21 protein-coding genes are annotated in these 22,768 nt (G+C 41.1%); 20 read left to right on the top strand and 1 reads right to left on the bottom strand.

Features of this window, described 5'->3' with window-relative positions; genetic code table 11:
• Window positions 1-28: 28 nt before the first annotated feature.
• From ASG89_RS33350 to ASG89_RS33265, 18 genes are all read left to right on the top strand, one after another.
• Complete coding sequence (locus tag ASG89_RS33350) at window positions 29-520, top strand: YajQ family cyclic di-GMP-binding protein (RefSeq protein WP_056625112.1); 492 nt, start codon at window positions 29-31, stop codon at window positions 518-520.
• A gap of 128 nt (window positions 521-648) precedes the next feature.
• The gene (gene rimO, locus ASG89_RS33345) at window positions 649-1,977 is read left to right on the top strand and encodes a 30S ribosomal protein S12 methylthiotransferase RimO (RefSeq protein WP_057315645.1); all 1,329 of its coding nucleotides are present in this window, start codon (window positions 649-651) and stop codon (window positions 1,975-1,977) included.
• Window positions 1,974-2,558 (top strand): CDP-diacylglycerol--glycerol-3-phosphate 3-phosphatidyltransferase, encoded by a 585-nt coding sequence (pgsA, locus tag ASG89_RS33340; RefSeq protein ID WP_056625118.1) that lies wholly within the window; start codon window positions 1,974-1,976, stop codon window positions 2,556-2,558. Before rimO ends, pgsA begins: the two co-directional genes overlap by 4 nt.
• Window positions 2,559-2,643: 85 nt before the next feature.
• Window positions 2,644-3,894, top strand: coding sequence for a competence/damage-inducible protein A (locus tag ASG89_RS33335; RefSeq protein ID WP_057315644.1), 1,251 nt, complete (start codon window positions 2,644-2,646; stop codon window positions 3,892-3,894).
• A 169-nt stretch (window positions 3,895-4,063) separates the two neighbouring features.
• Window positions 4,064-5,107, top strand: a complete 1,044-nt coding sequence (recA, locus tag ASG89_RS33330; protein WP_057315643.1) for a recombinase RecA — start codon at window positions 4,064-4,066, stop codon at window positions 5,105-5,107.
• Between the two features lie 75 nt (window positions 5,108-5,182).
• Window positions 5,183-5,875, top strand: coding sequence for a regulatory protein RecX (locus ASG89_RS33325; protein ID WP_057315642.1), 693 nt, complete (start codon window positions 5,183-5,185; stop codon window positions 5,873-5,875).
• A gap of 380 nt (window positions 5,876-6,255) precedes the next feature.
• A complete protein-coding gene (rny, locus tag ASG89_RS33320) occupies window positions 6,256-7,797 on the top strand; it encodes a ribonuclease Y (RefSeq protein ID WP_056625130.1) in 1,542 nt (513 codons plus the stop codon).
• Between the two features lie 118 nt (window positions 7,798-7,915).
• Complete coding sequence (locus ASG89_RS33315; RefSeq protein ID WP_057315641.1) at window positions 7,916-8,710, top strand: TIGR00282 family metallophosphoesterase; 795 nt, start codon at window positions 7,916-7,918, stop codon at window positions 8,708-8,710.
• Window positions 8,711-8,823: 113 nt separating this feature from the next.
• On the top strand, window positions 8,824-9,084 hold the full coding sequence (locus ASG89_RS33310; RefSeq protein WP_028558349.1) for a stage V sporulation protein S: 261 nt from the start codon (window positions 8,824-8,826) through the stop codon (window positions 9,082-9,084).
• Between the two features lie 144 nt (window positions 9,085-9,228).
• Window positions 9,229-10,170, top strand: a complete 942-nt coding sequence (locus tag ASG89_RS33305; protein ID WP_057315640.1) for a dipeptidase — start codon at window positions 9,229-9,231, stop codon at window positions 10,168-10,170.
• Between the two features lie 208 nt (window positions 10,171-10,378).
• Window positions 10,379-12,127 carry a 2-oxoacid:acceptor oxidoreductase subunit alpha gene (locus ASG89_RS33300; protein ID WP_057315639.1) on the top strand — a complete coding sequence of 583 codons (1,749 nt, stop codon included), beginning with the start codon at window positions 10,379-10,381 and terminating at the stop codon, window positions 12,125-12,127.
• A complete protein-coding gene (locus ASG89_RS33295; RefSeq protein ID WP_057315638.1) occupies window positions 12,115-12,981 on the top strand; it encodes a 2-oxoacid:ferredoxin oxidoreductase subunit beta in 867 nt (288 codons plus the stop codon). Before ASG89_RS33300 ends, ASG89_RS33295 begins: the two co-directional genes overlap by 13 nt.
• Window positions 12,982-13,078: 97 nt before the next feature.
• Entirely contained in the window at window positions 13,079-13,648 is a 570-nt protein-coding gene (locus ASG89_RS33290) for a phosphate propanoyltransferase (RefSeq protein ID WP_057315637.1), read from the top strand.
• Between the two features lie 286 nt (window positions 13,649-13,934).
• Complete coding sequence (locus ASG89_RS33285; protein WP_063868276.1) at window positions 13,935-16,367, top strand: bifunctional diguanylate cyclase/phosphodiesterase; 2,433 nt, start codon at window positions 13,935-13,937, stop codon at window positions 16,365-16,367.
• Between the two features lie 147 nt (window positions 16,368-16,514).
• Window positions 16,515-18,101, top strand: a complete 1,587-nt coding sequence (miaB, locus tag ASG89_RS33280) for a tRNA (N6-isopentenyl adenosine(37)-C2)-methylthiotransferase MiaB (RefSeq protein ID WP_057315636.1) — start codon at window positions 16,515-16,517, stop codon at window positions 18,099-18,101.
• A gap of 35 nt (window positions 18,102-18,136) precedes the next feature.
• Window positions 18,137-18,601: a RicAFT regulatory complex protein RicA family protein gene (locus ASG89_RS33275; protein ID WP_057315635.1), complete on the top strand. Its 465-nt coding sequence runs from the start codon at window positions 18,137-18,139 to the stop codon at window positions 18,599-18,601.
• A 117-nt stretch (window positions 18,602-18,718) separates the two neighbouring features.
• On the top strand, window positions 18,719-19,453 hold the full coding sequence (locus ASG89_RS33270; RefSeq protein WP_057315634.1) for a phosphonate ABC transporter ATP-binding protein: 735 nt from the start codon (window positions 18,719-18,721) through the stop codon (window positions 19,451-19,453).
• Window positions 19,450-19,938: a low molecular weight protein-tyrosine-phosphatase gene (locus ASG89_RS33265; RefSeq protein WP_057315633.1), complete on the top strand. Its 489-nt coding sequence runs from the start codon at window positions 19,450-19,452 to the stop codon at window positions 19,936-19,938. Before ASG89_RS33270 ends, ASG89_RS33265 begins: the two co-directional genes overlap by 4 nt.
• A gap of 70 nt (window positions 19,939-20,008) precedes the next feature.
• Here the strand turns inward: ASG89_RS33265 and ASG89_RS33260 are convergent, their stop codons facing one another.
• Window positions 20,009-21,256: a sensor histidine kinase gene (locus ASG89_RS33260; RefSeq protein ID WP_057315632.1), complete on the bottom strand. Its 1,248-nt coding sequence runs from the start codon at window positions 21,254-21,256 to the stop codon at window positions 20,009-20,011.
• A 211-nt stretch (window positions 21,257-21,467) separates the two neighbouring features.
• Between ASG89_RS33260 and ASG89_RS36890 the strand changes: the two genes are divergently transcribed.
• Window positions 21,468-21,635, top strand: a complete 168-nt coding sequence (locus ASG89_RS36890; RefSeq protein ID WP_157276907.1) for a hypothetical protein — start codon at window positions 21,468-21,470, stop codon at window positions 21,633-21,635.
• 113 nt (window positions 21,636-21,748) lie between these two features.
• Window positions 21,749-22,759, top strand: coding sequence for a 2-oxoacid:acceptor oxidoreductase family protein (locus tag ASG89_RS33255; RefSeq protein WP_057315631.1), 1,011 nt, complete (start codon window positions 21,749-21,751; stop codon window positions 22,757-22,759).
• Window positions 22,760-22,768 lie beyond the last annotated feature (9 nt).

The raw sequence follows: 22,768 nt of genomic DNA, 5'->3' as shown, positions 1-22,768 counted from the left end.
ATTTGATGGAAGGGATGTTGGGATGTAGATGAGTTCAGAGAGTTCGTTTGATATTGTATCCAAAGTGGATATGCAAGAACTAAATAATGCGATTCAACAAGCTGAGAAAGAGATGTTGACCCGTTTTGATTTTAAAGGAAGCAAGAGTAGCATTAAATTAGATAAAGATCAGCTTGTTGTCACTTCGGATGATGAGTTTAAGCTTCAGAACGTCCTTGATATTATGCATGCCAAAATGACCAAACGTGGAATCTCGATTAAAAATCTCGAATATTCCAAAGTAGAGCCAGCCGCTGGTTCCACAGTTAGACAGAAAATCAGTATGAAACAAGGTGTCGATCAAGACAACTCCAAGAAGATTAATATACTGATTCGTGATTCAAAATTGAAAGTGAAAACTCAAATTCAAGGGGATCAAATTCGTGTAACCGGGAAGAGTCGTGACGATTTACAGGCTGTTATTGCACTGCTTCGGAAAGCGGATATTCCATTGGATTTGCAGTTTGTTAATATGAAATAATCAGGAATATAAGGTTACTTGTAGGAAAACCCCCTGAATGCAGGGGGTTTTTACATTTTGACACCCCAATTGGCTTGTATTATACTGGTAGGGAGTGTTTTTTAGGACTATTGGAGGTTGTTTCTTTCATGACAGAAAAGGTTAAAGTAGTTACTCTCGGATGCGAGAAGAATTTGGTTGATTCCGAGATTATGTCAGGTTTAATTCATGGCCGTGGTTTCCAACTTGTAGACAACAAGGAAGATGCTACAGTCATTATCGTGAACACTTGCGGGTTCATTGATGCTGCTAAAGAAGAATCCGTAAATACAATTTTGGATATGGCAGAACTGAAGCAAACAGCGAATCTCAAGGCGCTAATTGTTTCAGGCTGTTTAACACAACGATACAAAAAGCAGTTAATGGAAGAAATGCCTGAGATCGATGGCATCGTAGGTACGGGTGATTTTGATAAAATTAATCACATTGTGGACGAAGCGCTTAGAGGGAAGAAACCGGTTCTTGTAGGGAATCCGGTATTTAACTATGACGCTGACCTGCCTAGATTGATGACGACACCGCGTTATACGGCATACGTGAAAATTGCGGAAGGTTGCGATAACGCTTGTACATTCTGTTCCATTCCAATTATGCGCGGTGCTTTTAAAAGCAGAAGCATGGAATCGGTCGTTGCTGAAGTTGCAAGCCTTGCGGCTCAAGGTGTTAAAGAAATTAGCTTAATTGCGCAGGATTCCACAAACTATGGAACAGATATTTATGATAGCTTCATGCTTCCTACGTTGTTGAACAAAGTAAGTGAAGTAGAAGGTATTGAGTGGGTGCGTCTGCACTATGCATACCCAGGCTTCTTCAGTGATGAGTTGATTGAAGTTATGGCAACGAATCCTAAAGTGTGCAAATACATTGATATGCCATTACAGCATAGTGAAGATTCCATTCTTAAACGTATGCGAAGACCAGGTCGCCAGAAAGATACGCGCGAACTTGTTCGTAAAATACGTGAATCCATTCCGGATGTTGCCTTGCGTACTTCTTTGATTGTTGGTTTCCCTGGTGAGACTGAACAAGATTTCGAGAACTTGAAACAATTCGTGCGTGATGTTCAGTTCGATCGCCTTGGTGTGTTTGCATACTCCATGGAAGATGATACGCCTGCAGCAAGACTGCCGGATCAAGTTCCGGATGATGTTAAAGAATACCGTGCTAACGCGATTATGGAAATTCAACGTGAAATTTCGAATATTCGCGGCGGTCGCCGAATCGGGCAAGAAATCGACGTGCTTATCGAAAGATACGATGGTAGAAGCGACGTTTATATTGGACGCTCTCAATTCGACGCACCTGAAATTGATGGTGAAGTATTCGTGTCGAATGCTAAATTGAACATTGGTGAACTTGCGAAAGTTCGCGTTACCCACTCCTACGAGTTTGACTTATCAGGGGAGGTAATTGCATGAACTTAGCTAACCGCATCACCGTAGCGAGAATTTTATTAGTACCGATCATCATGTTCTTTTTGCTGATTAAGGTAAAATTTCCTCAAATACGGATAGAGGAGTTTAGCATAACGTATAATCAAATTATTGCTGCATTAATTTTTATTATTGCTGCGAGTACAGATAGCTTAGATGGTTACATTGCTAGGAAACGTAATCTTGTAACGAATTTGGGCAAGCTTCTGGATCCTTTAGCAGACAAGCTGCTTGTTACCGCTGTACTTGTTTCACTAGTAGAAATGGATAAAGTTGATGCTTGGATTGTTATTGTAATTATTAGCAGAGAATGGGCGGTGACTGGTCTTCGTCAAATTGCCCTCTTAGAGGGTACTGTCATGGCGGCCAGCAAATGGGGTAAAGCGAAGACTGCGGCTCAAATTACAGCCATCATAGCTCTGTTGATTAATAATTTTCCATTTACGTTCCTAGATTTTCCCTTTGATGTAATAGCTAGTTGGGCTGCAGCAATTATTACCGTTTATTCAGGTGTGGAATATTTCGTCAAAAATAAACACGTCATCGATTTTTCAGAAAAGTCATAGTTGCATATAACCTACCTCTAAACGCGGTCGATCAATAACGAGCGATCACCTTAGAGGTTTTCTCATTTTAAAGGAGGGTTCGTAGATGAAAGCAGAAATCATTGCGGTAGGAACAGAATTGCTGCTTGGTCAAATTGTGAATACCAATGCGCAGTTTATTTCTAGAGAATGTGCAGCACTTGGGATTGATATTTACTTTCAAACAGTCGTAGGAGACAATGAACAGCGCTTGTTAGACAGTCTTCGATTAGCTGCATCACGAGCTGATGTCGTGATTTGTACAGGAGGGCTGGGGCCAACGCAGGATGATCTGACCAAGGATGTAGTAGCTACACTTACGGGACGCAATTTGGTGCTTCATGAGCCATCTATGAAGGTTATTTCTGAGATGTTTGCATCAAGAGGGATTCACATGGTGGAAAGTAATCGGCGCCAGGCACTTATGCTAGAAGCCAGCGATCCCCTACAAAATGAGACTGGTTTGGCAGTGGGAAATGCACTGACCTTTGAGGGGACACATTTTGTGCTTTTACCAGGACCTCCTAAAGAAATGAAGCCCATGTTTAGCAAATATGCGGTACCGTGGCTTCAATTACGAATGACGAATGAAGTTCCGCTTTATTCGAAAATGTTGAAGTTTGCAGGCATAGGTGAGTCCAGTTTGGAGCATCAACTACTAGATTTGATTCAATCGCAGACTGACCCGACAATTGCCCCTTACGCAAAAGAAGGTGAAGTAACGATACGTTTAACAACGCGTGCACACACGTCAGCTGAAGGTGAGTTAAAGTTACAAGCTACGGAGGCTGAAATTACGAATCGACTTGGTGAGTATCTTTACGCGGATCGAGACGTCCCTATTGAGACGATTGTTTTGCAATTACTTGCGGCCAGCAAGAAGACGCTGACAGTGGCTGAGAGCTGTACAGGAGGTTTACTCAGCGATTTGATTACGGCAGTGCCTGGTAGCTCAGAATCTTTCTTAGGTGGTATTATCGTTTATTCAAATGCCTTAAAACATAAGCTGCTCGGTGTGCCTATGGATATTTTGGAGGGAGAAGGTGCTCCAGGTGCAGTTAGCAGCGAAACGGCAGTCATTTTAGCCGAACAATTGCTTGATAGGACTGGTAGTGACTTTGGCATCTCTGTGACCGGTGTGGCGGGTCCAAGCCCGTCTGAAGGGAAGCCTGTGGGACTTGTCTATGTGGGATTAGCACAAAAGCATGCGGAGACGGAAGTATTTACTCTCCAACTAACAGGCAATAGGGATTCAATCAAACATAGGGCTGCTAAACGCGCACTCTATCAATTATTGAAACAGTTGAAAGAAAACTAGATATCCACTATAATGAGAGGTAGTTAACGGAAGAACCGTAGCAAAGCGATAACTTTGTTACGGTTTTTTGTTTGTTCGCAAAAAAACGAATGTATGTTCGAAAAAATGCTTGGCAAACATGCCAAAACAAGTTATCATATACCTATAATGATAGAAGGAAGTGGTCGTTTTGTCAGATCGTCGTGCCGCGTTAGATAATGCATTACGTCAAATTGAGAAACAGTTCGGAAAAGGCTCCATTATGAAACTTGGAGAATCTACACATATGCAAGTTGAAACGATTTCTTCGGGTGCGCTTGCCCTTGATATCGCACTTGGAATAGGTGGGTTCCCTCGCGGAAGAATTATTGAAGTATACGGTCCAGAATCATCAGGTAAAACAACTGTAGCGCTTCACGCAATTGCTGAAGTTCAAAAAGTAGGCGGACAAGCTGCCTTTATCGATGCAGAACATGCGTTGGATCCTTCCTATGCTAGTAAGCTTGGTATTAATATAGATGAACTGTTGCTTTCCCAACCAGATACAGGTGAGCAAGCACTTGAGATCGCGGAAGCACTTGTTCGTAGTGGCGCGGTAGATATTATTGTTATCGACTCCGTTGCAGCACTAGTACCGAAAGCGGAAATCGAAGGCGATATGGGGGATTCTCACGTAGGTCTTCAAGCACGTTTGATGTCACAAGCGCTTCGTAAGTTGTCTGGAGCAATCAATAAGTCAAAAGTTATCGCGATCTTCATCAACCAATTACGTGAAAAAGTTGGCGTTATGTTTGGTAACCCTGAGACGACTCCGGGTGGTCGTGCATTGAAGTTCTACTCTTCCGTGCGTTTAGATGTTCGTCGTATTGAGACGATCAAACAAGGTAATGACATGGTTGGGAACCGTACAAGAATTAAGGTCGTTAAGAATAAAGTAGCACCTCCGTTTAAACAAGCTGAAGTCGATATTATGTACGGTGAAGGCATCTCACGCGAAGGTAGCATTATTGATATCGGAACTGAATTGGATATCGTGAATAAGAGCGGTGCTTGGTATTCCTATGAAGGTGAACGTCTTGGTCAAGGACGCGAGAATGCTAAGCAATTCTTGAAAGATAATAAAGCGATCTCCGAGACGATCGAACTTCGAATTAGAGAAAATAGCAACTTGATTAAAGTTGTTGGTCCGAATACAGATGAAGATGAAGACGAGTTGGAAACAGCTTTTGAATAGGTTTGGAAAATAGGATGGATGAAGCACCTTAACCTTGTGTTGGGGTGTTTTTTCTTCATTTGGGGGATTGTTGAGATGAATAACGAAGAGCAAGAATTACAAGTAATAACCAAAGTAGAAAAACAAAAGCAAGGAAGACATCGCTATAACATTTATCTGAATGAGGAGTACGCTTTTTCTGTTCATGAAGATATTCTGATCAAGCACCGTTTGAACAAAGGAGAATCCTTATATCAGCAAGCGATTGAAGCTATCATTGTAGATGAAGAGCGCAATATGGCCTATGTAAAAGCCCTTCATATGGTAGGAAGACGTCCCCATTCCCTCTCAGAGGTGAAACGTAAATTGAAAGAGAAAGGCTTTGAATTGCCTATTATAGATTGGGTGAGTGACAAGCTCATTGAAAATAAATACGTCAATGATGAAGAATTCGCGAAGATGTGGACGGACAATCGAGTGGTTACTCAACGCAAAGGACGTAATCTGATTCGACAAGAACTTCAACAAAAAGGGATTCATCAAGATGTGGTTAAAAGTACAATGGAGTCGATTAATCCAGAAGATGAGTATGTAGGAGCACTGAAAATAGCGAGAACAAAATGGAATCAAACCTCAGGAAAACTAATGGATAGAAAACGTAAGACTGCGGCATTTCTAATGCGAAGAGGTTATACTGGTGCCATTGTTACTAAGGTATTGGGGCTCATAAGCAATGAAACAGAGGAGGAAGAATTGGAATTAATGGATGATGGATATGAAGATAATTAATCACATTAATTAGTTTTATAAAAACTTAATGGCATTAATTATATGTGATTGGATTTTGGGTCTAAATAATCAACTCGCGGACAATCGCTTGACAAGCTTCTTCGACAAAAGATAAAATAACAGTGTATATTTTCATAATGTATTCAAAATCATACTAATTTCATTGATTTTGAGAAGACAGATGTAAAAACCGCCAATTTTTACACTGTTGATTATGGATTATTAGCACTATAGTGCCCTAACGCACAGTGCGCATTCATTTAAAAGCCATACTCTTACATTAAAGGGTATGTATGACTAGTCAAACAATTGAATCGGATTAAAAAACCGAAGGTACCCCAGGCTAACAACTTGGAGAAACCAACGAGGAGGTGAACAAGATGATGACTGCCATCTGGATCGCGATCATTCTCGTTGTTGGAGCTGCATGCTTAGGGATTGGTTATTTTATCCGTAAATCTCTTGCAGAAGCGAAAATTTCCAGTGCTGAAACAGCCGCTGAGCAGATAAAAGAATCTGCCAAAAAGGAAGCAGAAGCACTGAAAAAAGAAACGGTTCTGGAAGCAAAGGACGAAGTGCACAAACTACGATCCGAAGCTGAAAAAGACATTCGTGAACGTCGGAATGAAATTCAACGACAAGAAAGACGATTGTTGCAAAAAGAGGAATCGCTGGATAAAAAATTAGAGTCTCTCGAGCGTAAAGAAGAGCTAGTTGCCAACAAAGAGAAGCGAATCGAGGATACACAAACACAAATTGATCAGCTCTATAAAAGCCAAGTTTCCGAATTGGAACGAATCTCTGGTCTTACAATGGAAGAAGCTAAGAGTATCATTCTTACTAATGTAGAGCAAGAAGTTCGTCATGAAACTGCTCAGCTAATCAAAGAGATCGAACAACAAGCCAAAGAAGAAGGCGATAAGAAAGCACGTGAGATCATCACACTTGCTATTCAGCGTTGTGCGGCAGATCACGTAGCGGAAACCACGGTATCCGTTGTCTCGTTGCCTAATGAAGAAATGAAAGGTCGCATTATCGGTCGTGAAGGTAGAAATATCCGAGCTTTGGAAACTTTGACCGGTATTGACCTTATTATTGATGATACGCCTGAAGCAGTTATCTTATCTGGTTTTGACCCAATCCGTCGTGAAATTGCTCGCACATCACTTGAGAAACTTGTAGCGGATGGACGTATTCATCCCGCACGTATCGAAGAGATGGTTGAGAAGTCTCGCAAAGAAGTGGACGAACGTATCCGCGAATATGGGGAACAAGCCACATTTGAAGTTGGGGTACACGGTCTGCATCCTGACTTGATCAAAATTTTGGGGCGCCTAAAGTTCAGAACAAGTTACGGACAAAACGTGTTGAAACATTCCATGGAAGTAGCGTATCTGGCTGGTTTAATGGCCGGAGAGCTCGGGGTAGACGTAACTTTGGCGAAACGTGCCGGGCTGCTTCATGACATTGGTAAAGCGTTAGACCATGAAGTGGAAGGGTCTCACGTCGAAATCGGTGTTGAGATTGGCAAGAAATACAAAGAGCATCCAATCGTTATTAACAGTATTGCTTCACATCACGGTGACGTGGAAGCGACCTCTGTAATTGCCATGCTAGTAGGTGCTGCGGACGCTTTATCAGCCGCTAGACCGGGTGCTCGAAGAGAAACGCTAGAAACGTATATCAAGCGTCTGGAGAAGCTAGAAGAGATTTCAGAATCATTTGAAGGTGTTGAGAAATCATACGCCATTCAAGCAGGTCGTGAAGTACGTGTCATGGTGCAGCCAGAGAAAGTGGATGACACTGAAGCGTTCCGTTTAGCCCGTGATATTACGAAGAAAATCGAGGGAGAACTTGATTATCCAGGACATATTAAGGTTACGGTCATTCGAGAAACTAGAGCAGTTGAATACGCTAAATAAGAACCAAATGCGAAAAGTGGCTATTATAGCCACTTTTCCTTATTTTCAAGGCCGAATGGAATAGTTCAGTAAGACAACCTAGTTAAATTGGGTCATATAAAGGAGCTCGTTTTACGTTATGAAAATTGTATTTATTGGTGACATCGTAGGTTCTGTAGGTAGAAAAGCATTGAAAAATATCATGCCAAGACTGAAACAGTTACATCCGCATGCTGTCTTCATTGCCAACGGAGAGAATGCAGCGGCGGGTAAAGGGATTACACAAGCAATTGCTAAGGAAATATATGAAATGGGTATTCAGGCTATTACGATGGGGAACCACACATGGGATCAGAAAGAAATCTTCGATTTTATTGATCGTGACGATAAAATGGTACGTCCTGCGAACTTCCCGCCAGGGACACCAGGAAAAGGGCATACTGTCATCAAAGTGAAGGACCAAGAACTTCTTATTATAAATTTACAAGGACGAACATTCTTGCCGCCAATTGATTGTCCTTTCCGTAAAGTGGATGAAATATTGGAAGCTGATAAGAAGAAACATAAATTTGTTTTTGTCGATTTCCACGCGGAAGCGACTTCAGAGAAAATCGCAATGGGTTGGCATTTGGACGGTAAAGTGTCTGCGGTCGTTGGAACCCATACACACGTTCAAACAAATGATAATCGAGTGTTGCCTCAAGGCACAGCATATGTGACCGATGTAGGGATGGTAGGGCCTCGTGATGGCATTCTAGGGGTAGAACGTAACGCAGTACTTCAAAAGTTTAAGACGCAGCTTCCCGTTCGTTTCATTACAGATGAAGGAAAATGGCATTTCCATGCTGTTGTTATAGAATTAAACGATCAGACGGGTTTAGCTAAGGGGATTAACTTGATTAGATATGATGAAGATCAGGTATTTATGGATTAGTAGTAAGAATGCTAATGGTATCCGGATTAATGAGATGAGGTAGCATGTTTCGTGTACCTAGTGAATATGATGGGTATTGGAAGCTATCCATCATTTCCGAGGAGGTACTATTCATGGATGTGTTAAAAGTTTCAGCAAAATCCAATCCAAACTCCGTAGCAGGTGCATTGGCAGGCGTATTGCGCGAGCGTGGAGCCGCTGAGCTTCAAGCGATAGGTGCAGGCGCATTGAACCAAGCCATCAAAGCAGTAGCTATCGCAAGAGGATTTGTGGCGCCTAGTGGAGTCGACTTAATATGTGTACCAGCCTTCACGGATATCGTTATTGATGGGGAGGACCGGACGGCTATTAAATTGATTGTCGAGCCTCGGTAGACGGTAAGGCAACTGTATAAGTGTTGACTTTCATGACTGACAGTCAGTTAAATCGAAATGTTATCACAGTACCTATGAAACCTCTGTATAGAGGTTTTTGTGCTGTTTGGACATAAATCCGTTTGTCAGGAGGCGGGAAATAATATGAAAATTGTAGATGGACATTGCGACGCATTATCGAAGCTATATAAGAATGGTAATCTGGCATTTAATCAGGATGTAATAGAATTGGATGTAAGCTTTCCAAAGCTGCAGAAGGCAGGCGTAAAAGTACAATGTTTTGCGATATATCTTTCAGAATCCATCCCCAACCCTAACTTTGAGCATGTTCTGCAAATGGTAGATATTTTCCATCGAAAGATTATAAGCCATCCGCAAATGAGATGGATTCGAACGGCTTCAGATTGGTTAGATGTAGAGCAATCACAGGAGATTGGTGCTATTTTGACATTGGAAGGTATGGATGCACTGGGAGGCAATCTAACCAACTTGCGAATACTCGATTATTTAGGTGTACGTTGTGCAGGAATCACATGGAATTACGCGAATTGGGCAGCAGATGGCATTATGGAGTCAAGGAAAGGCGGGTTTACAAAAAAAGGAAAGCACATGTTAAAAGAAATAGAAACTATGGGTATAATAGTCGATGTGTCCCATCTTTCAGTATCTGGCTTCTGGGAGCTTGTGGCGGATTACAAAAAACCATTTATCGCTTCACACTCTAACGCCTATAGCCTATGTCCTCATCCAAGAAATTTATCAGACGATCAAATTAAAGCTATCATACAATGTAAAGGTATTATGGGTATTACCTTTGTTCCTTACTTTCTGGAGAACTTGAAATCAACGGTAGAGATTTCTGCGATATTGAAACACATTGATCATATCTGTGCATTAGGCGGTGAGTCACAAATTGGTTTTGGTTCGGATTTTGATGGGATCGAGCAGTGGGTAAAAGATTTAAGACATGTTGGAGATTACGGAAATATTATAGAAGCTTTGTGTAAAAACTATACGGAGTCGCAGGTGGAGGCTTTTTTGTATGGGAATTGGCGTAATTTCATGTTGCGGAACCTTCCGCAATGATTAAGTGGAAATCAATCTAATATTGATATGGATACAATCTAAAAACTCTATCTTTTAGAAACGGTGCTACCTCTTGCAATTTGCTCTGTAAAGGCATAGAATTTGGATGACAAGTGAAAGATTTTTTTTATTGAACGTCTTAATTTACTAAACAATCAGCTTATCAAATTTTCTTCATGCAGCTACAATTAAAAGGAGTGGACGTACGGTGATTAGTCAGTTATCTTGGAAAATCGGAGGTCAGCAGGGTGAAGGGGTCGAAAGTACAGACCGCATTTTCTCTACTGCATTGAACCGTCTCGGTTACTATTTGTATGGGTACCGTCATTTCTCTTCACGGATTAAGGGGGGACATACAAATAACAAGATTCGCATCAGCACCAAACCGATTCGCGCAATTTCAGACGATTTGGACATTCTTGTTGCTTTCGACCAGGAAAGTATCGATTTCAACGCACACGAACTTCGCGACAATGGTGTAATCGTTGCGGACGCTAAATTTAATCCTGTTTTACCGGAAGGAATCAAAGCTAGATTGTTCCCTGTACCGATTACTGCAATTGCAGAGGAATTAGGAACATCCCTATTTAAGAACATGGCCGCGTCAGGGGCTTCATGGGCTCTACTTGGCTTGCCGATTGACGTGTTTAATAAAGCAGTTGAAGAAGAATTTGGCCGTAAAGGCGCAGCTGTCGTTGAGAAGAATATTGAAGCAGTTCGCAAAGGTGCAGAATCCGTACTTGAACTTGCTGGCGGACCTATCGCTGACTTCCAATTAGAGCCTGCTGACGGACAACAGAAATTGTTCATGATCGGAAATGATGCAATCGCTCTAGGAGCTGTAGCTGCAGGTTGCCGCTTCATGCCAGCTTATCCCATTACGCCAGCATCCGAAGTTATGGAGTATTTGCAAAAAGTACTTCCTAAATTGGGTGGAACTGTTATTCAAACGGAAGATGAAATTGCAGCATGTACAATGGCTATCGGCGCTAACTACGCAGGTGCTCGTGCGCTTACAGCTTCTGCAGGTCCTGGTTTGTCCCTAATGATGGAAGCTATTGGTCTTGCGGGTATGACTGAGACTCCAGTAGTAATCGTTGATACGCAACGTGGTGGTCCAAGTACAGGACTTCCTACTAAACAAGAGCAATCAGATTTAAACGCAATGGTTTACGGAACGCATGGTGAAATTCCGAAAATCGTTCTTTCTCCAAGTACGATTGAAGAGTGTTTTTACGATACAATTGAAGCTTTCAACCTTGCTGAGCAGTACCAAGTGCCTGTTATTCTTATGACGGATCTTCAACTTTCACTAGGTAAACAATCCGCAGAAATGCTGGATTACAACCGCATCGTCATTGACCGCGGCGCACTAGTAACTGAAGCACCAGAACAAGAACCTAATCAGTTGTTCAAACGTTATGAGTTCACGGAAAAAGGTGTTTCTCCACGTGTAATCCCTGGCGTGAAGAACGGTATCCACCATGTGACAGGCGTAGAGCATGACCAAACAGGTCGTCCTTCCGAAAGCACTGAAAATCGTCAACGTATGATGGATAAGCGTCTTGAGAAGTTGAAACATATTCAAGTGACAGATGCTATCAAATTTGATGCTCCTCATGAGAATCCAGATCTGCTTATTATCGGTATGGGTTCCACAGGTGGAACAATTGATGAAGCTAGAAGTCGTGTTGAATTGGAAGGTATCAAAACCAACCATGCAACTGTACGCTTGATTCATCCGTTCCCAGCTGAACAACTTCGTCCGCTTGTTGAAAAAGCGAAACAAGTTATCGTTGTAGAAAACAACGCTACAGGTCAATTGGCAGATCAAATTAAATTGCATGTTGGCCATGCAGATAAAATTAAAAACGTACTTAAATACAACGGTAATCCGTTCTTACCAGCAGAAATCGAACAAAAATGTAAGGAGTTGACTTTAGCATGGCAACATTAAAAGACTTTCGTAACAATGTAAAGCCTAACTGGTGTCCTGGATGTGGAGATTTCTCCGTTCAAGCGGCTATTCAGCGTGCTTCAGCTAACGTTGGTTTAGAGCCAGAAAACTTAGCAATCGTTTCAGGTATCGGATGTTCTGGACGTATCTCAGGTTACATCAATGCATACGGATTCCACGGTATTCATGGAAGATCATTGCCAATCGCACAAGGCGTGAAAATGGCTAACCGCGATTTGACAGTTATTGCTTCTGGTGGAGACGGAGACGGTTTTGCAATTGGTATGGGGCACACTGTTCATGCTATTCGTCGTAACATTGATGTTACTTACATTGTAATGGATAACCAAATCTACGGTTTGACAAAAGGTCAAGCATCTCCACGTAGTGCGGAAGGCTTCAAAACAAAAAGCGTACCATCCGGTACAATCGAGTCCGCAATTTCACCACTTGAAATTGCAATGGCTGCAGGTGCTTCTTTCGTAGCACAATCCTTCTCCAGCAACCTAAAACAGTTAACAGCTGTTATTGAAGCTGGTTTGAACCACAAAGGTTTCTCCTTGATCAACGTATTCAGTCCTTGTGTTACTTTCAACAAAGTAAACACATATGACTGGTTCAAAGAGAATATCGTTGATTTGGATGAGATTCCAGACTATGATTACACAAACCGTGTGATGGCGATGACTAAGATCATGGAAACAAACTCCATGTTGACAGGCATCATCTACCAAAATAAAGATAAAAAGAGCTATGAAGATTCCATTCCTAGCTTTGCAAAAGAAGGTCTAACTAAACAAGATCTTAAACTTTCCGAAGCTGACTTCAGCAAACTGCTTACTGAGTTTAAATAACAAATTCCTTAGAAGGCATACGGTAAAACTCCGTATGCCTTTTTTGCTGAGCGGTAATACTGTCAATTATGATCTAAAGAGAGGAAGAGTGGTTACCATGCCTTTGATTCCAATTGGTGTTTCAGCAAGACATATACATCTTTCACAAACCGACCTAGTTGCACTTTTCGGTGAAGGGTACGAGCTTTCGAGTTTCAAGGATCTTTCGCAGCCAGGCCAATTCGCAGCTCAAGAGACAGTTGCTATTATAGGACCGAAAGGTCAATTCGATAAGGTGCGAATTCTCGGTCCGATTCGTCCACAAACACAAATTGAAGTTTCACGTACAGATGCTTTCACACTAGGTATTCATCCGCCAGTGAGAGAATCAGGCCATATTGAAGGAACACCTGGACTGCGTGTCATTGGACCACAAGGAGAAGTTACATTGGATCAGGGCGTCATTGTAGCTGCCAGACATATTCACTTTCATACTTCTGATGCAAATCTATGGGGAATTCAAGATAAACAGCTTCTACGCGTTCATTTGCGAGGAGAGAGGCCATTAATATTTGAAGATGTAATAGCTCGCGTCTCGGACCAATTTGCGTTGGATATGCATATTGATACCGATGAGGGAAATGCAGCAGGTGTGAAAACAGGTGACAAAGCGGAACTCTTGTTATAAAGTTAATGATATTAAATATTAGCTAGACTAATTATAAAACAATAAGCATCCTTTACATCGACGGGTAAAGGATGCTTATTTGCGTATTTTTTTGCATGAATATTACGTTAATATGTAAAATTTGAATATTTTCGAGTATATTCGACATAAACGTGTAGAGGCACTAAGTAAATCATGGTAAAATATAATTAACAGATTCAAAAAAAATGTATGTTTAGGCTTTTTGATTTGATTCAATGGCTCCTGTAAATATCAAAATCATTGCCCTAAGTTAGGAGACATCACTGTGGAAACTATCTCAAGTTCGTATCACATCCCATTTGTCATTTTTTCAATTCTCATTGCAATCATTGCATCATTTGCTGCATTGGATCTCGGTATTCGCATCCATAAGGCCAAACGTTCAGTGAGGCAAGCCTGGTTAGCTGGCGGTGCATTTGCAATGGGAATGGGTATCTGGTCGATGCATTTCGTCGCGATGCTAGCGTTTCATTTACCGATATCTGTCTCATACAAATTATCTACAGTGATTTATTCAATTGTTCCAGCGTTGCTTGCATCTTGGTTAGCCTTATATATCGTCAGTAGACCCATTATGCGCAAACCTCACGTGTTCATTGGAGCTACTTTTATTGCTACAGGGGTAGTATCGATGCATTACATTGGCATGGAAGCAATGGTGATGGGGGCGACTATTGAATATAATCCCTATCTATGGGCTCTTTCTGCCATCATTGCATATGTTGTCTCTTTAGTTGCACTCCTGTTGTTATTCGCGGTTAAACAAAATGCCGGCTCACCTCGTATTATGTTGCGAAAGCTAGGTAGTTCGTTGATCATGGGCATAGCAATAAGTGGTATGCACTATACAGGTATGGCAGCAGCAACGTTCAAACATGATCATGCACACATCGCTTCAGAACTTACGTTCGATACGAAATTGTTGGCCTATTTAATTGGTTTTGGCATTTTATTTATTTTAGGACTAGCGTTCATCAGTACATTCATCGATAGACGTTTTGAATCACAGATGATGATGTCTGAGAAAAGATTTCGTTCCGTAGTAGAATCTGCTCATGATGCTATTATCTTAGCTGATCATAATAGGACAATTCTCTCCTGGAATAAGGGTGCGCAACTCATTTTTGGCTACGAAGAACAAGAGCTTATTGGGGAAAAACTACATCGCATTTTTCCAGAACGGTTCATAGAATCACATAAGGAGCAATTGGAGAGGTTCCTAGCTACTGGTGAAGTGAATGAACTTGGCATGACATATGAATTACTAGGGTTACGCAAAGATCAAACGGAGTTTCCAATGGAGCTTTCACTTGCAGTTTGGAAAGAAGAAGAAAGTACGTGCTTTAGCTGCATAATTCGAGATATCTCTGAAAGGAAAAGGACAGAAGAAAAAATTAATCGGATGGTGTATCGAGATCCCTTAACGGGTCTGCCGAATCGGCTTTTATTAAATGATCGTCTCGATCTTGCTTTAGATCAAGCTTATGAAAATCAACAAAGTATGGGGATCATGTTCATCGATTTGGATCGGTTTAAATTTATTAATGACACACTTGGCCATGCTATGGGAGATAAATTATTGATTGAGGTTGCGAAGCGGTTTGAAGCTTGCATCGGTAAAGGAGATACGGTTTCTCGCCAAGGCGGCGATGAATTTATTATTCTCTGGGCGCATACAACTGCTGATGAGATGATAAAAAATGCTAATAAAATTGTTCGTATTTTCTCACAATCTTTTACCATTCTTGAACACGAGTTATTCGTTACACCTTCCATTGGTATTAGTCTCTATCCATCTGATGGTGGTGATATTGAGACTTTAATTAAAAATGCTGATACAGCGATGTATCGTGTGAAAGAACAAGGTAAAAATAATTTTCAGTTTTATACACCTGAGATGAATGAAGCGGTCACCAAAAAAATGCAATTGGAAATTGGGCTGCGTAAAGCACTAGAACGTAACGAGTTTAAAGTTTTTTATCAACCACAGATTGATGTGAATACGGGTAAGATTACAGGAGCAGAAGCATTGATACGTTGGCAGCATCCCGAATGGGGGCCAATCTCACCAGCCGATTTTATTCCACTAGCAGAAGAAACTGGATTAATCATTCCAATTGGTGAATGGGTGCTAAACGAGGCTTGCCGCCAAAATAAAGAATGGCAGAAGCAAGGACATCCACCATTTCGAATAGCTGTAAATATTTCTTCCAGGCAATTTAAACAAAACAATTTAATCGATATCGTGAGTAAAGCATTAGATGAATCTGGTCTCGAACATAAATATCTAGAACTTGAGTTAACGGAAAGTATCATTCAAGATTCCAAGTATGCTATTGAGACTATGCATAAATTGAAAGCTATGGGTATCTTTTTATCAATTGATGACTTTGGAACGGGATATTCATCTTTGAATTATTTGAAGTTGTTTCCTATCGACAGCTTAAAAATTGACCAATCGTTTACTCGAAATATGTTTGAGGATGCGAAGGATGCAGCACTCGTACATACGATTATTTCAATGGCGCATAATTTGGACCTGAAGGTAATTGCAGAAGGGGTAGAAACGAAGGAACAGCTTCAATTCTTACTACAAAAAGAATGCAATGAAGCGCAAGGGTACTTAATTAGCCGCCCATTACCTGCTCAAGAGTTGACTAGTATCATTAAGCAGCAATATTCATTTAGACATCAGTGATTGATGGCCTTCTCTTAGGAGAAGGTTTTTCTCATTATAGTGTTATGGAAGCCTATATGGATATACAGGTATCTTTTGTGCTATAATTTGATATTGGGTTAATACAAGTTAGAGCTATATTTATAGATAAAGGGAAGTGAATTCATCATGTCAAAGGAGAACCCAAATACATCGGACTTAACATCCGACAAGGTTAAGGATTACTCCAAATACTTTGACTTCTCGGATGCGAAAGTGTTAAGCCAAGAAGAGGGCAAGACAACGTATCGAATTAAAGGTAGGAACATCCAAATTAATTCTGCACCGAACTATAAGGATGAGAAGCAACGTGGTAAAGAAGACATTCAGGTTCACTACGATTTTGCGATACCAGAAGATATGCAGGAGTTTGGTAAGGACAAATATTACTTAATCACGACATACGGATGTCAGATGAATGAGCATGATACCGAAGTCATGAGAGGTCTTTTCGAGCAAATGGGTTATACGGCTACGGATGACAAGCAGATCGCAGATGTGATCCTCTTGAATACGTGTGCCATTCGTGAGAATGCCGAAGACAAGGTATTCGGTGAACTTGGTCATTTGAAGACACTGAAAGCGCAGAAGCCAGGACTTATTCTTGGTGTATGTGGTTGTATGTCGCAAGAAGAATCCGTGGTAAATCGTATTATGCAAAAACATGCCTTTGTCGATATGATTTTCGGAACACATAATATTCATCGCTTGCCAAGCCTTTTGAAAGATGCCTTCTTCAACAAAGAAATGGTTGTGGAGGTATGGTCAAAAGAAGGCGATATCGTAGAAAATCTCCCCAAAAAACGGGAAGGTATCCGTGCTTGGGTTAACATTATGTACGGCTGCGATAAGTTCTGTACTTACTGTATAGTTCCCTATACACGTGGTAAGGAGCGAAGCCGTAGACCGCAGGACGTCTTGGCAGAAGTCAGGGATTTGGCTCGTCAAGGCTTTCAGGAAATTACGCTACTTGGACAGAATGTCAATGCTTATGGCAAAGACTTTGAAGATATAACGTACACTTTCGCTGATTTGATGGACGATATTCGTAAGATTGATGTTCCACGTATTCGTTTTACAACTTCGCATCCGCGTGATTTCGATGATCGTTTGATTGAGGTGTTAGGGAAAAGTGGCAATCTCGTTGAGCACATCCATTTACCGGTGCAAGCTGGTAACACCGATGTCTTAAAACGGATGAGCCGGAAGTACTCGAGGGATCATTATTTGCAACTAGCAGGCAAAATTAAGGCGACGATACCAGATGTCGTATTAACGACAGACATTATCGTTGGTTTTCCAGGTGAGACTGATGAGCAATTCGAGGATACAATGACGCTGTACGAGGAAGTTGGCTTTGATTTTGCATTTACTTTCATCTATTCGCCGAGAGTAGGCACGCCTGCAGCTGAGATGGAAGATAATGTACCGATGGAAGTGAAGAAACAGCGTTTATATAGGCTGAATGAGCTAGTAAATAAGCTGAGCAAAGACAGCAATGAGCGCTTGTTAGATCAAACCGTCGAAGTCTTAGTCGAAGGTGAAAGCAAGAACAACACAGAAGTGCTTGCTGGCCGTACACGGACGAATAAGCTAATCCACTTCACAGGGAATCCTTCTTTAATAGGCCAGATGGTTCATGTCAAAGTTACTCATGCACAAACTTGGATTTTGAAGGGCGAGATTGTACATAAGCCTCTTCAGATATCTGTATAAAATTACGAACAGGATAAATAGGAGCGTGTTATTCAATGTCCCAATGTGATCATGCACATGACGATAACCAACCTCATGCATTTAAAGTTGAGGAATTTACGAATACAGAAATGATCGTTCGCGAAGATATTCTGTCGAAAGCAAAGGAATTAGCTGCTTTGCTAACTACTTCCAATGAAGTTCAGTTTTATCAAAAGGCTGAAAAGCAAATTGCTACGAATCCTGATATTCAAGGTTTAATTAGTGCGATTAAGAAGAAGCAAAAAGAGATTGTTGCTTTTGAAACGTTCCAAAACAAGAAAATGGTGGAAAAAATTGAAAATGAAATCGAAGTTCTGCAAGATGAATTAGATGGGATTCCTATCGTAAATGAGTTCAAGCAAACACAAGAAGATATCAACTATTTGCTTCAACTTGTAATGTCAGTCGTTAGAGACACGATTTCAGATAAAATTAATGTTGAAGCAGGCGCGGCAGAAGCACCGACTTCCTGCGATTAAATTAGACATGTAAATGAGAAGGGAATCGCCCTCAACGAGCAGTTCAATGGCCCTAGTTGAGCGGCGATTTACTATTTCTTATGAATGACCACTAGGCTTACGTGAAGGAGAGTTGTCATGCTGACAGTTCGCAATTTGAGTAAAGTATTCCCTCCAGATATTCAGGTCTTATCGCAAATTAGCTTTCAAGTAGATGCGGGTGAGTTTATCGCGGTAATCGGCAGCAGTGGCAGTGGGAAAACAACGCTGCTTCGATGTATTAGCCATCAAGAGAAATGGACAAGCGGTCAGCTCATCTATAACTCGAATGATATAACGAAGCCAGGTCCGTGGGACAGGTTCAAATTGGGGAAGGATTTCGCTTACCTGGAGGAAAAACCTTCTCTAAATCGGAATAAAAGCGCTGTCAAAAATGTGTTGATGGGTAGGGTTTATCAGGCACCACTTCGGATGGTTACAGGATTATCGTCGAGAAATGAGAAAATCGACAGCATGGACTTCTTGGAGAAAGTTGGTCTTTTGGATAAAGGAGAAAAGAAGGTTGGTCAGCTTAGCGGTGGAGAGCAGCAACGAGTTGCCATTGCAAAAGCATTGATTCTTGGCCCTAAGGTGCTAGTGGCCGATGAGCCGGTATCTGGACTTGATCCGAAGTCTACTGAGTACATTTTGCAAGATTTGAAGTCGTTGTGCAAAGACCGCAACATGACTGTCATTGCAACTTTACACAAAGTAGAACTTGCGGAACGATTTGCTACACGTATTTGGGGAGTGTCAGACGGTAGAATTGTCCTGGATATTCCAGCCAGACCACTCACGTTGAATGAAAAAATGCTTGTTTTTGGTCAAATATGATTAGGGTCTTATTCGTTTGTTTGGGTAATATTTGCCGTTCACCTATGGCGGAAGCGGTATTTCGTCATCAAGTAAAGGAAGCCGGTCTTGAAGATGTCATCTCCATTGATTCGGCGGGTACTGGGGATTGGCATATCGGTCATCCTCCACATCAAGGAACACGGGATATTCTCGACCGGAATCAGATTGAATATGAGGGACTACAAGCTAGACAGGTTCGTCCGGATGATTTTCATCAATTTACGTATATTATCGCCATGGATGAAAGTAACATCGTGAACTTGGCCACATTTGCTCCAGAATTTGCGGAAAATCGGAAACAAGCTTCCATACATAAATTGTTGGACTTTTCTTCTAATCAAACAATTACTGAAGTCCCTGATCCCTACTATACGGGGAAATTTCAAGAAGTATATGAAATGGTTGAGGAAAGTTGTAGTCGGTTACTTGCACATATCGTGGATGAACATGGACGGATTAAGTAAGTGGCATACAACAATACAAAAGTAAGCTAGATAAGAGCGAGCCTCTTGTCTAGCTTGCTTTTTCGTTATGCTAGTATTGTTGGAAAATAATAGAGCATTGCGTTCCGCAATTGAGGTTGCTAGTGAATGAAATCTTGCCATTCATTTTCTTGATGAGACTCATGACTACGACAAGTCCAAGTCCTGTACCATGCTGTTTGGTTGTGTAGAATGGCTTGCCCAAAGAGTTCAGTTGCTTGTTGGTCATTCCAACTCCCGTGTCTATGATCGATACCTGAACGGCACTCGGATGTTTGCAAGTACGCAATGACAGTTTTCCACCATTTGGCATGGATTCAATGGCATTCTTAATGAGATTCAGTAAACATTGGCGAAGCTTTTGAGACTCTCCAAGAATATAAAGAGGTGTTTCACATGCATGAGAAACATCAATGGTAATTTGAAAATCATGCGCATAGGGAGTAATAAAACGTATAGTATGATCTAGTTCTGCTTTAATATCTAGTTGTTCCTTCATGTCAAGTGAGGGTTTCGCATAGTTAAGGAAATCTGTCAGTAAGGTGATGGCTTGGTCCACGCCTGATAAGGCATGGTCAACATAGCGCTTACGATCAGGTAGAGTTAGATCCGATCTTGCGAGTAATTGCAGAAATCCACGAGTAGATGTCAATGGATTCCGGATTTCATGTGATACTGTAGCCGATAACTCCGCTAACATGCGATTTTTTTCTAGATGAGTGATATGTGTTCTCTGTATTTCATATTTGTTAATAAAAAAAAGTAAAGAAATCATAATCCATAATGAGATAAAAGCAAGGGCTAAAACTAAACCAGTGTACAAGGAAAATGGTGCTAAGACATAAGGAGCAAGTGGTGCATACAATAGTTCATAAATGATGAGGATACCAGTTGCATACAGGAGCTTAACTTTTAAATCTGCGTTAGCTACACGATTTCGAACAAGAATGCCTAGCATTAACATGAAAGTGCTGCTTAATAGAGCTGGTTCCCAATAGTAATTCAGTACGAACATGCAACCGAAATTGAATATGATCCATGTCATGATCGAAGGTGCAATGCCAACGCCTAATGTTACAAAAAGCAAACATACAGGAACTAATTGCAAGGAGTAGATTAAAGGATCAATATCCGCAAAGTTCCAGTATAGAAGGATGAAGCCTCCAAGTATCAAAGAGAAAAAAAGATTCAAATACTTTTCTTTATATATAAAATGAGGAGCAAGAATGAGATGAAGCAGAGCAGAGCTCATGATGTAAAAAAGGTTTTGTAATTCATTGGCTATAATGAAATGAAGCAATCATCAGCATCCTTTCCATATTTCGACAATTTGGCAATTATTTCTACATTATCTCACAAATACATCTTGAATCAAGTGAAATGACCTATTTGGAATGCTAAAGATTTCATAAAGACTTATAGTCATTGGTGTATAAAGCGCTGTATAATAAAGAAACAGGTTTTGCAAGCGTTTACAATATTGAGGGATTTGAAGCCGAGGAGAGATGTGAATGCGATTGTGCTCACAGGTGTGCGGTGTAGTGTTTAATCCGATTGAAGACGATTATGTAGACGTTTGTGAAGATTGTGAGGCAAGGGAGAATGACATAGAAGTGGATCAGGAAACGTATAGTTTTTATTTGGGGAGATGCGGTTTAATCATTGATTATTTGCTTTGAATGGCTGAATTAAAAAAAGGTTGCTTACCAGCCATTTCTTGTTACAATAATAGTAGATTTATTATTCACACTATTCACTCTATATGCAGTTCATTTTTGAAAGGAGACCAAGCATGGTAACTTTACCTAAATTGAACGATCTCGGATTTTTCGAGATAAGACTGGAATCCATCGGCGGTCTAGGCGCCAATCTGGCAGGTAAGATGCTGGCTGAAGCAGGAGTTGTTGGCGTTGGTTTGAACGGTGTCAGTTTCTCATCCTATGGGTCTGAGAAGAAAGGATCGGCAGTAAAAGCACATATTCGATTTTGTGACATGGATACGAAGATTCGGGATACATCCCCCGTTGAACGACCGCATGTTGTAGGTGTTTTTCATGAATCTCTTTCCAAAACTGTAAACGTTATCAGTGGCATCTATGAGGATAGTACCGTGTTAGTAAATTCAACGAAAACGCCTGATGAATTGAAGGAGAAGATGAAGCTTAGAGGGGGCACAATTGCTGTCATTGACGCAATTGGTATCTCGCTCGAGGAGAAGAATCGTGTAAATATGGCTATGTTAGGAGCCATGTTCCGATTGTGTGATTTTCTGGATCCAGATGTCATGCGAGGAGTTATTAGAAAGTCTTTAGAAAAGAAATACCCACTTGCAGTTGCACCAGCATTGCGTACGTTCGATCGTGGATATAATGAGGTAGTTTTCCAAACGTATGCGCTTCCAGTAGGGGAATCAATGCCAGAGTTTGTTCGGTATGATACACCAGTTCTGGGCTTCGCTACACAGCCTATCGGGGGAGTAGTTACGAACCCAGGGAATAGTATACTCAAAGATTTGAGTATTTCCCGTGCTGGGATGATGCCGCATTTTCATGAAGATTCATGTATTCACTGCGCATCTTGCGATAATGTGTGTCCAGACTTTTGTTTCGTATGGGATGAGCTTCCTGACAAAAAAGGCCGTCCCCAAATGTTCCTGCAAGGCATAGACTATCAGTATTGTAAAGGTTGTCTTAAATGTGTACAAGCTTGTCCAACCGATGCGCTCTCCAGTGAGCGTGAAGAAGATGGTTATGCTGATCTAAATCGCATGCCTCATCGTTTCAATCTAGCTATAAACTCTTAGAGAGTATTT

Origin of the sequence: Paenibacillus sp. Soil766 (assembly GCF_001428105.1) — a bacterium.
Lineage (GTDB): Bacteria > Bacillota > Bacilli > Paenibacillales > NBRC-103111 > Paenibacillus_E.
Note: the sequence above shows the minus strand (reverse complement) of the source record. Positions and strands in the feature narration are given on the sequence as shown.

Coding starts and splice junctions, on each gene's coding strand:
- ASG89_RS33295 (WP_057315638.1), top strand. CDS start 12,115: ATGGCAACATTAAAAGACTTTCGTAACAATGTAAAGCCTAACTGGTGT.
- ASG89_RS33265 (WP_057315633.1), top strand. CDS start 19,450: ATGATTAGGGTCTTATTCGTTTGTTTGGGTAATATTTGCCGTTCACCT.
- ASG89_RS33255 (WP_057315631.1), top strand. CDS start 21,749: ATGGTAACTTTACCTAAATTGAACGATCTCGGATTTTTCGAGATAAGA.
- ASG89_RS33270 (WP_057315634.1), top strand. CDS start 18,719: ATGCTGACAGTTCGCAATTTGAGTAAAGTATTCCCTCCAGATATTCAG.
- ASG89_RS36890 (WP_157276907.1), top strand. CDS start 21,468: ATGCGATTGTGCTCACAGGTGTGCGGTGTAGTGTTTAATCCGATTGAA.
- ASG89_RS33335 (WP_057315644.1), top strand. CDS start 2,644: ATGAAAGCAGAAATCATTGCGGTAGGAACAGAATTGCTGCTTGGTCAA.
- rimO (WP_057315645.1), top strand. CDS start 649: ATGACAGAAAAGGTTAAAGTAGTTACTCTCGGATGCGAGAAGAATTTG.
- miaB (WP_057315636.1), top strand. CDS start 16,515: ATGTCAAAGGAGAACCCAAATACATCGGACTTAACATCCGACAAGGTT.
- ASG89_RS33275 (WP_057315635.1), top strand. CDS start 18,137: ATGTCCCAATGTGATCATGCACATGACGATAACCAACCTCATGCATTT.
- ASG89_RS33310 (WP_028558349.1), top strand. CDS start 8,824: ATGGATGTGTTAAAAGTTTCAGCAAAATCCAATCCAAACTCCGTAGCA.
- pgsA (WP_056625118.1), top strand. CDS start 1,974: ATGAACTTAGCTAACCGCATCACCGTAGCGAGAATTTTATTAGTACCG.
- ASG89_RS33305 (WP_057315640.1), top strand. CDS start 9,229: ATGAAAATTGTAGATGGACATTGCGACGCATTATCGAAGCTATATAAG.
- ASG89_RS33290 (WP_057315637.1), top strand. CDS start 13,079: ATGCCTTTGATTCCAATTGGTGTTTCAGCAAGACATATACATCTTTCA.
- rny (WP_056625130.1), top strand. CDS start 6,256: ATGATGACTGCCATCTGGATCGCGATCATTCTCGTTGTTGGAGCTGCA.
- ASG89_RS33350 (WP_056625112.1), top strand. CDS start 29: ATGAGTTCAGAGAGTTCGTTTGATATTGTATCCAAAGTGGATATGCAA.
- ASG89_RS33315 (WP_057315641.1), top strand. CDS start 7,916: ATGAAAATTGTATTTATTGGTGACATCGTAGGTTCTGTAGGTAGAAAA.
- ASG89_RS33325 (WP_057315642.1), top strand. CDS start 5,183: ATGAATAACGAAGAGCAAGAATTACAAGTAATAACCAAAGTAGAAAAA.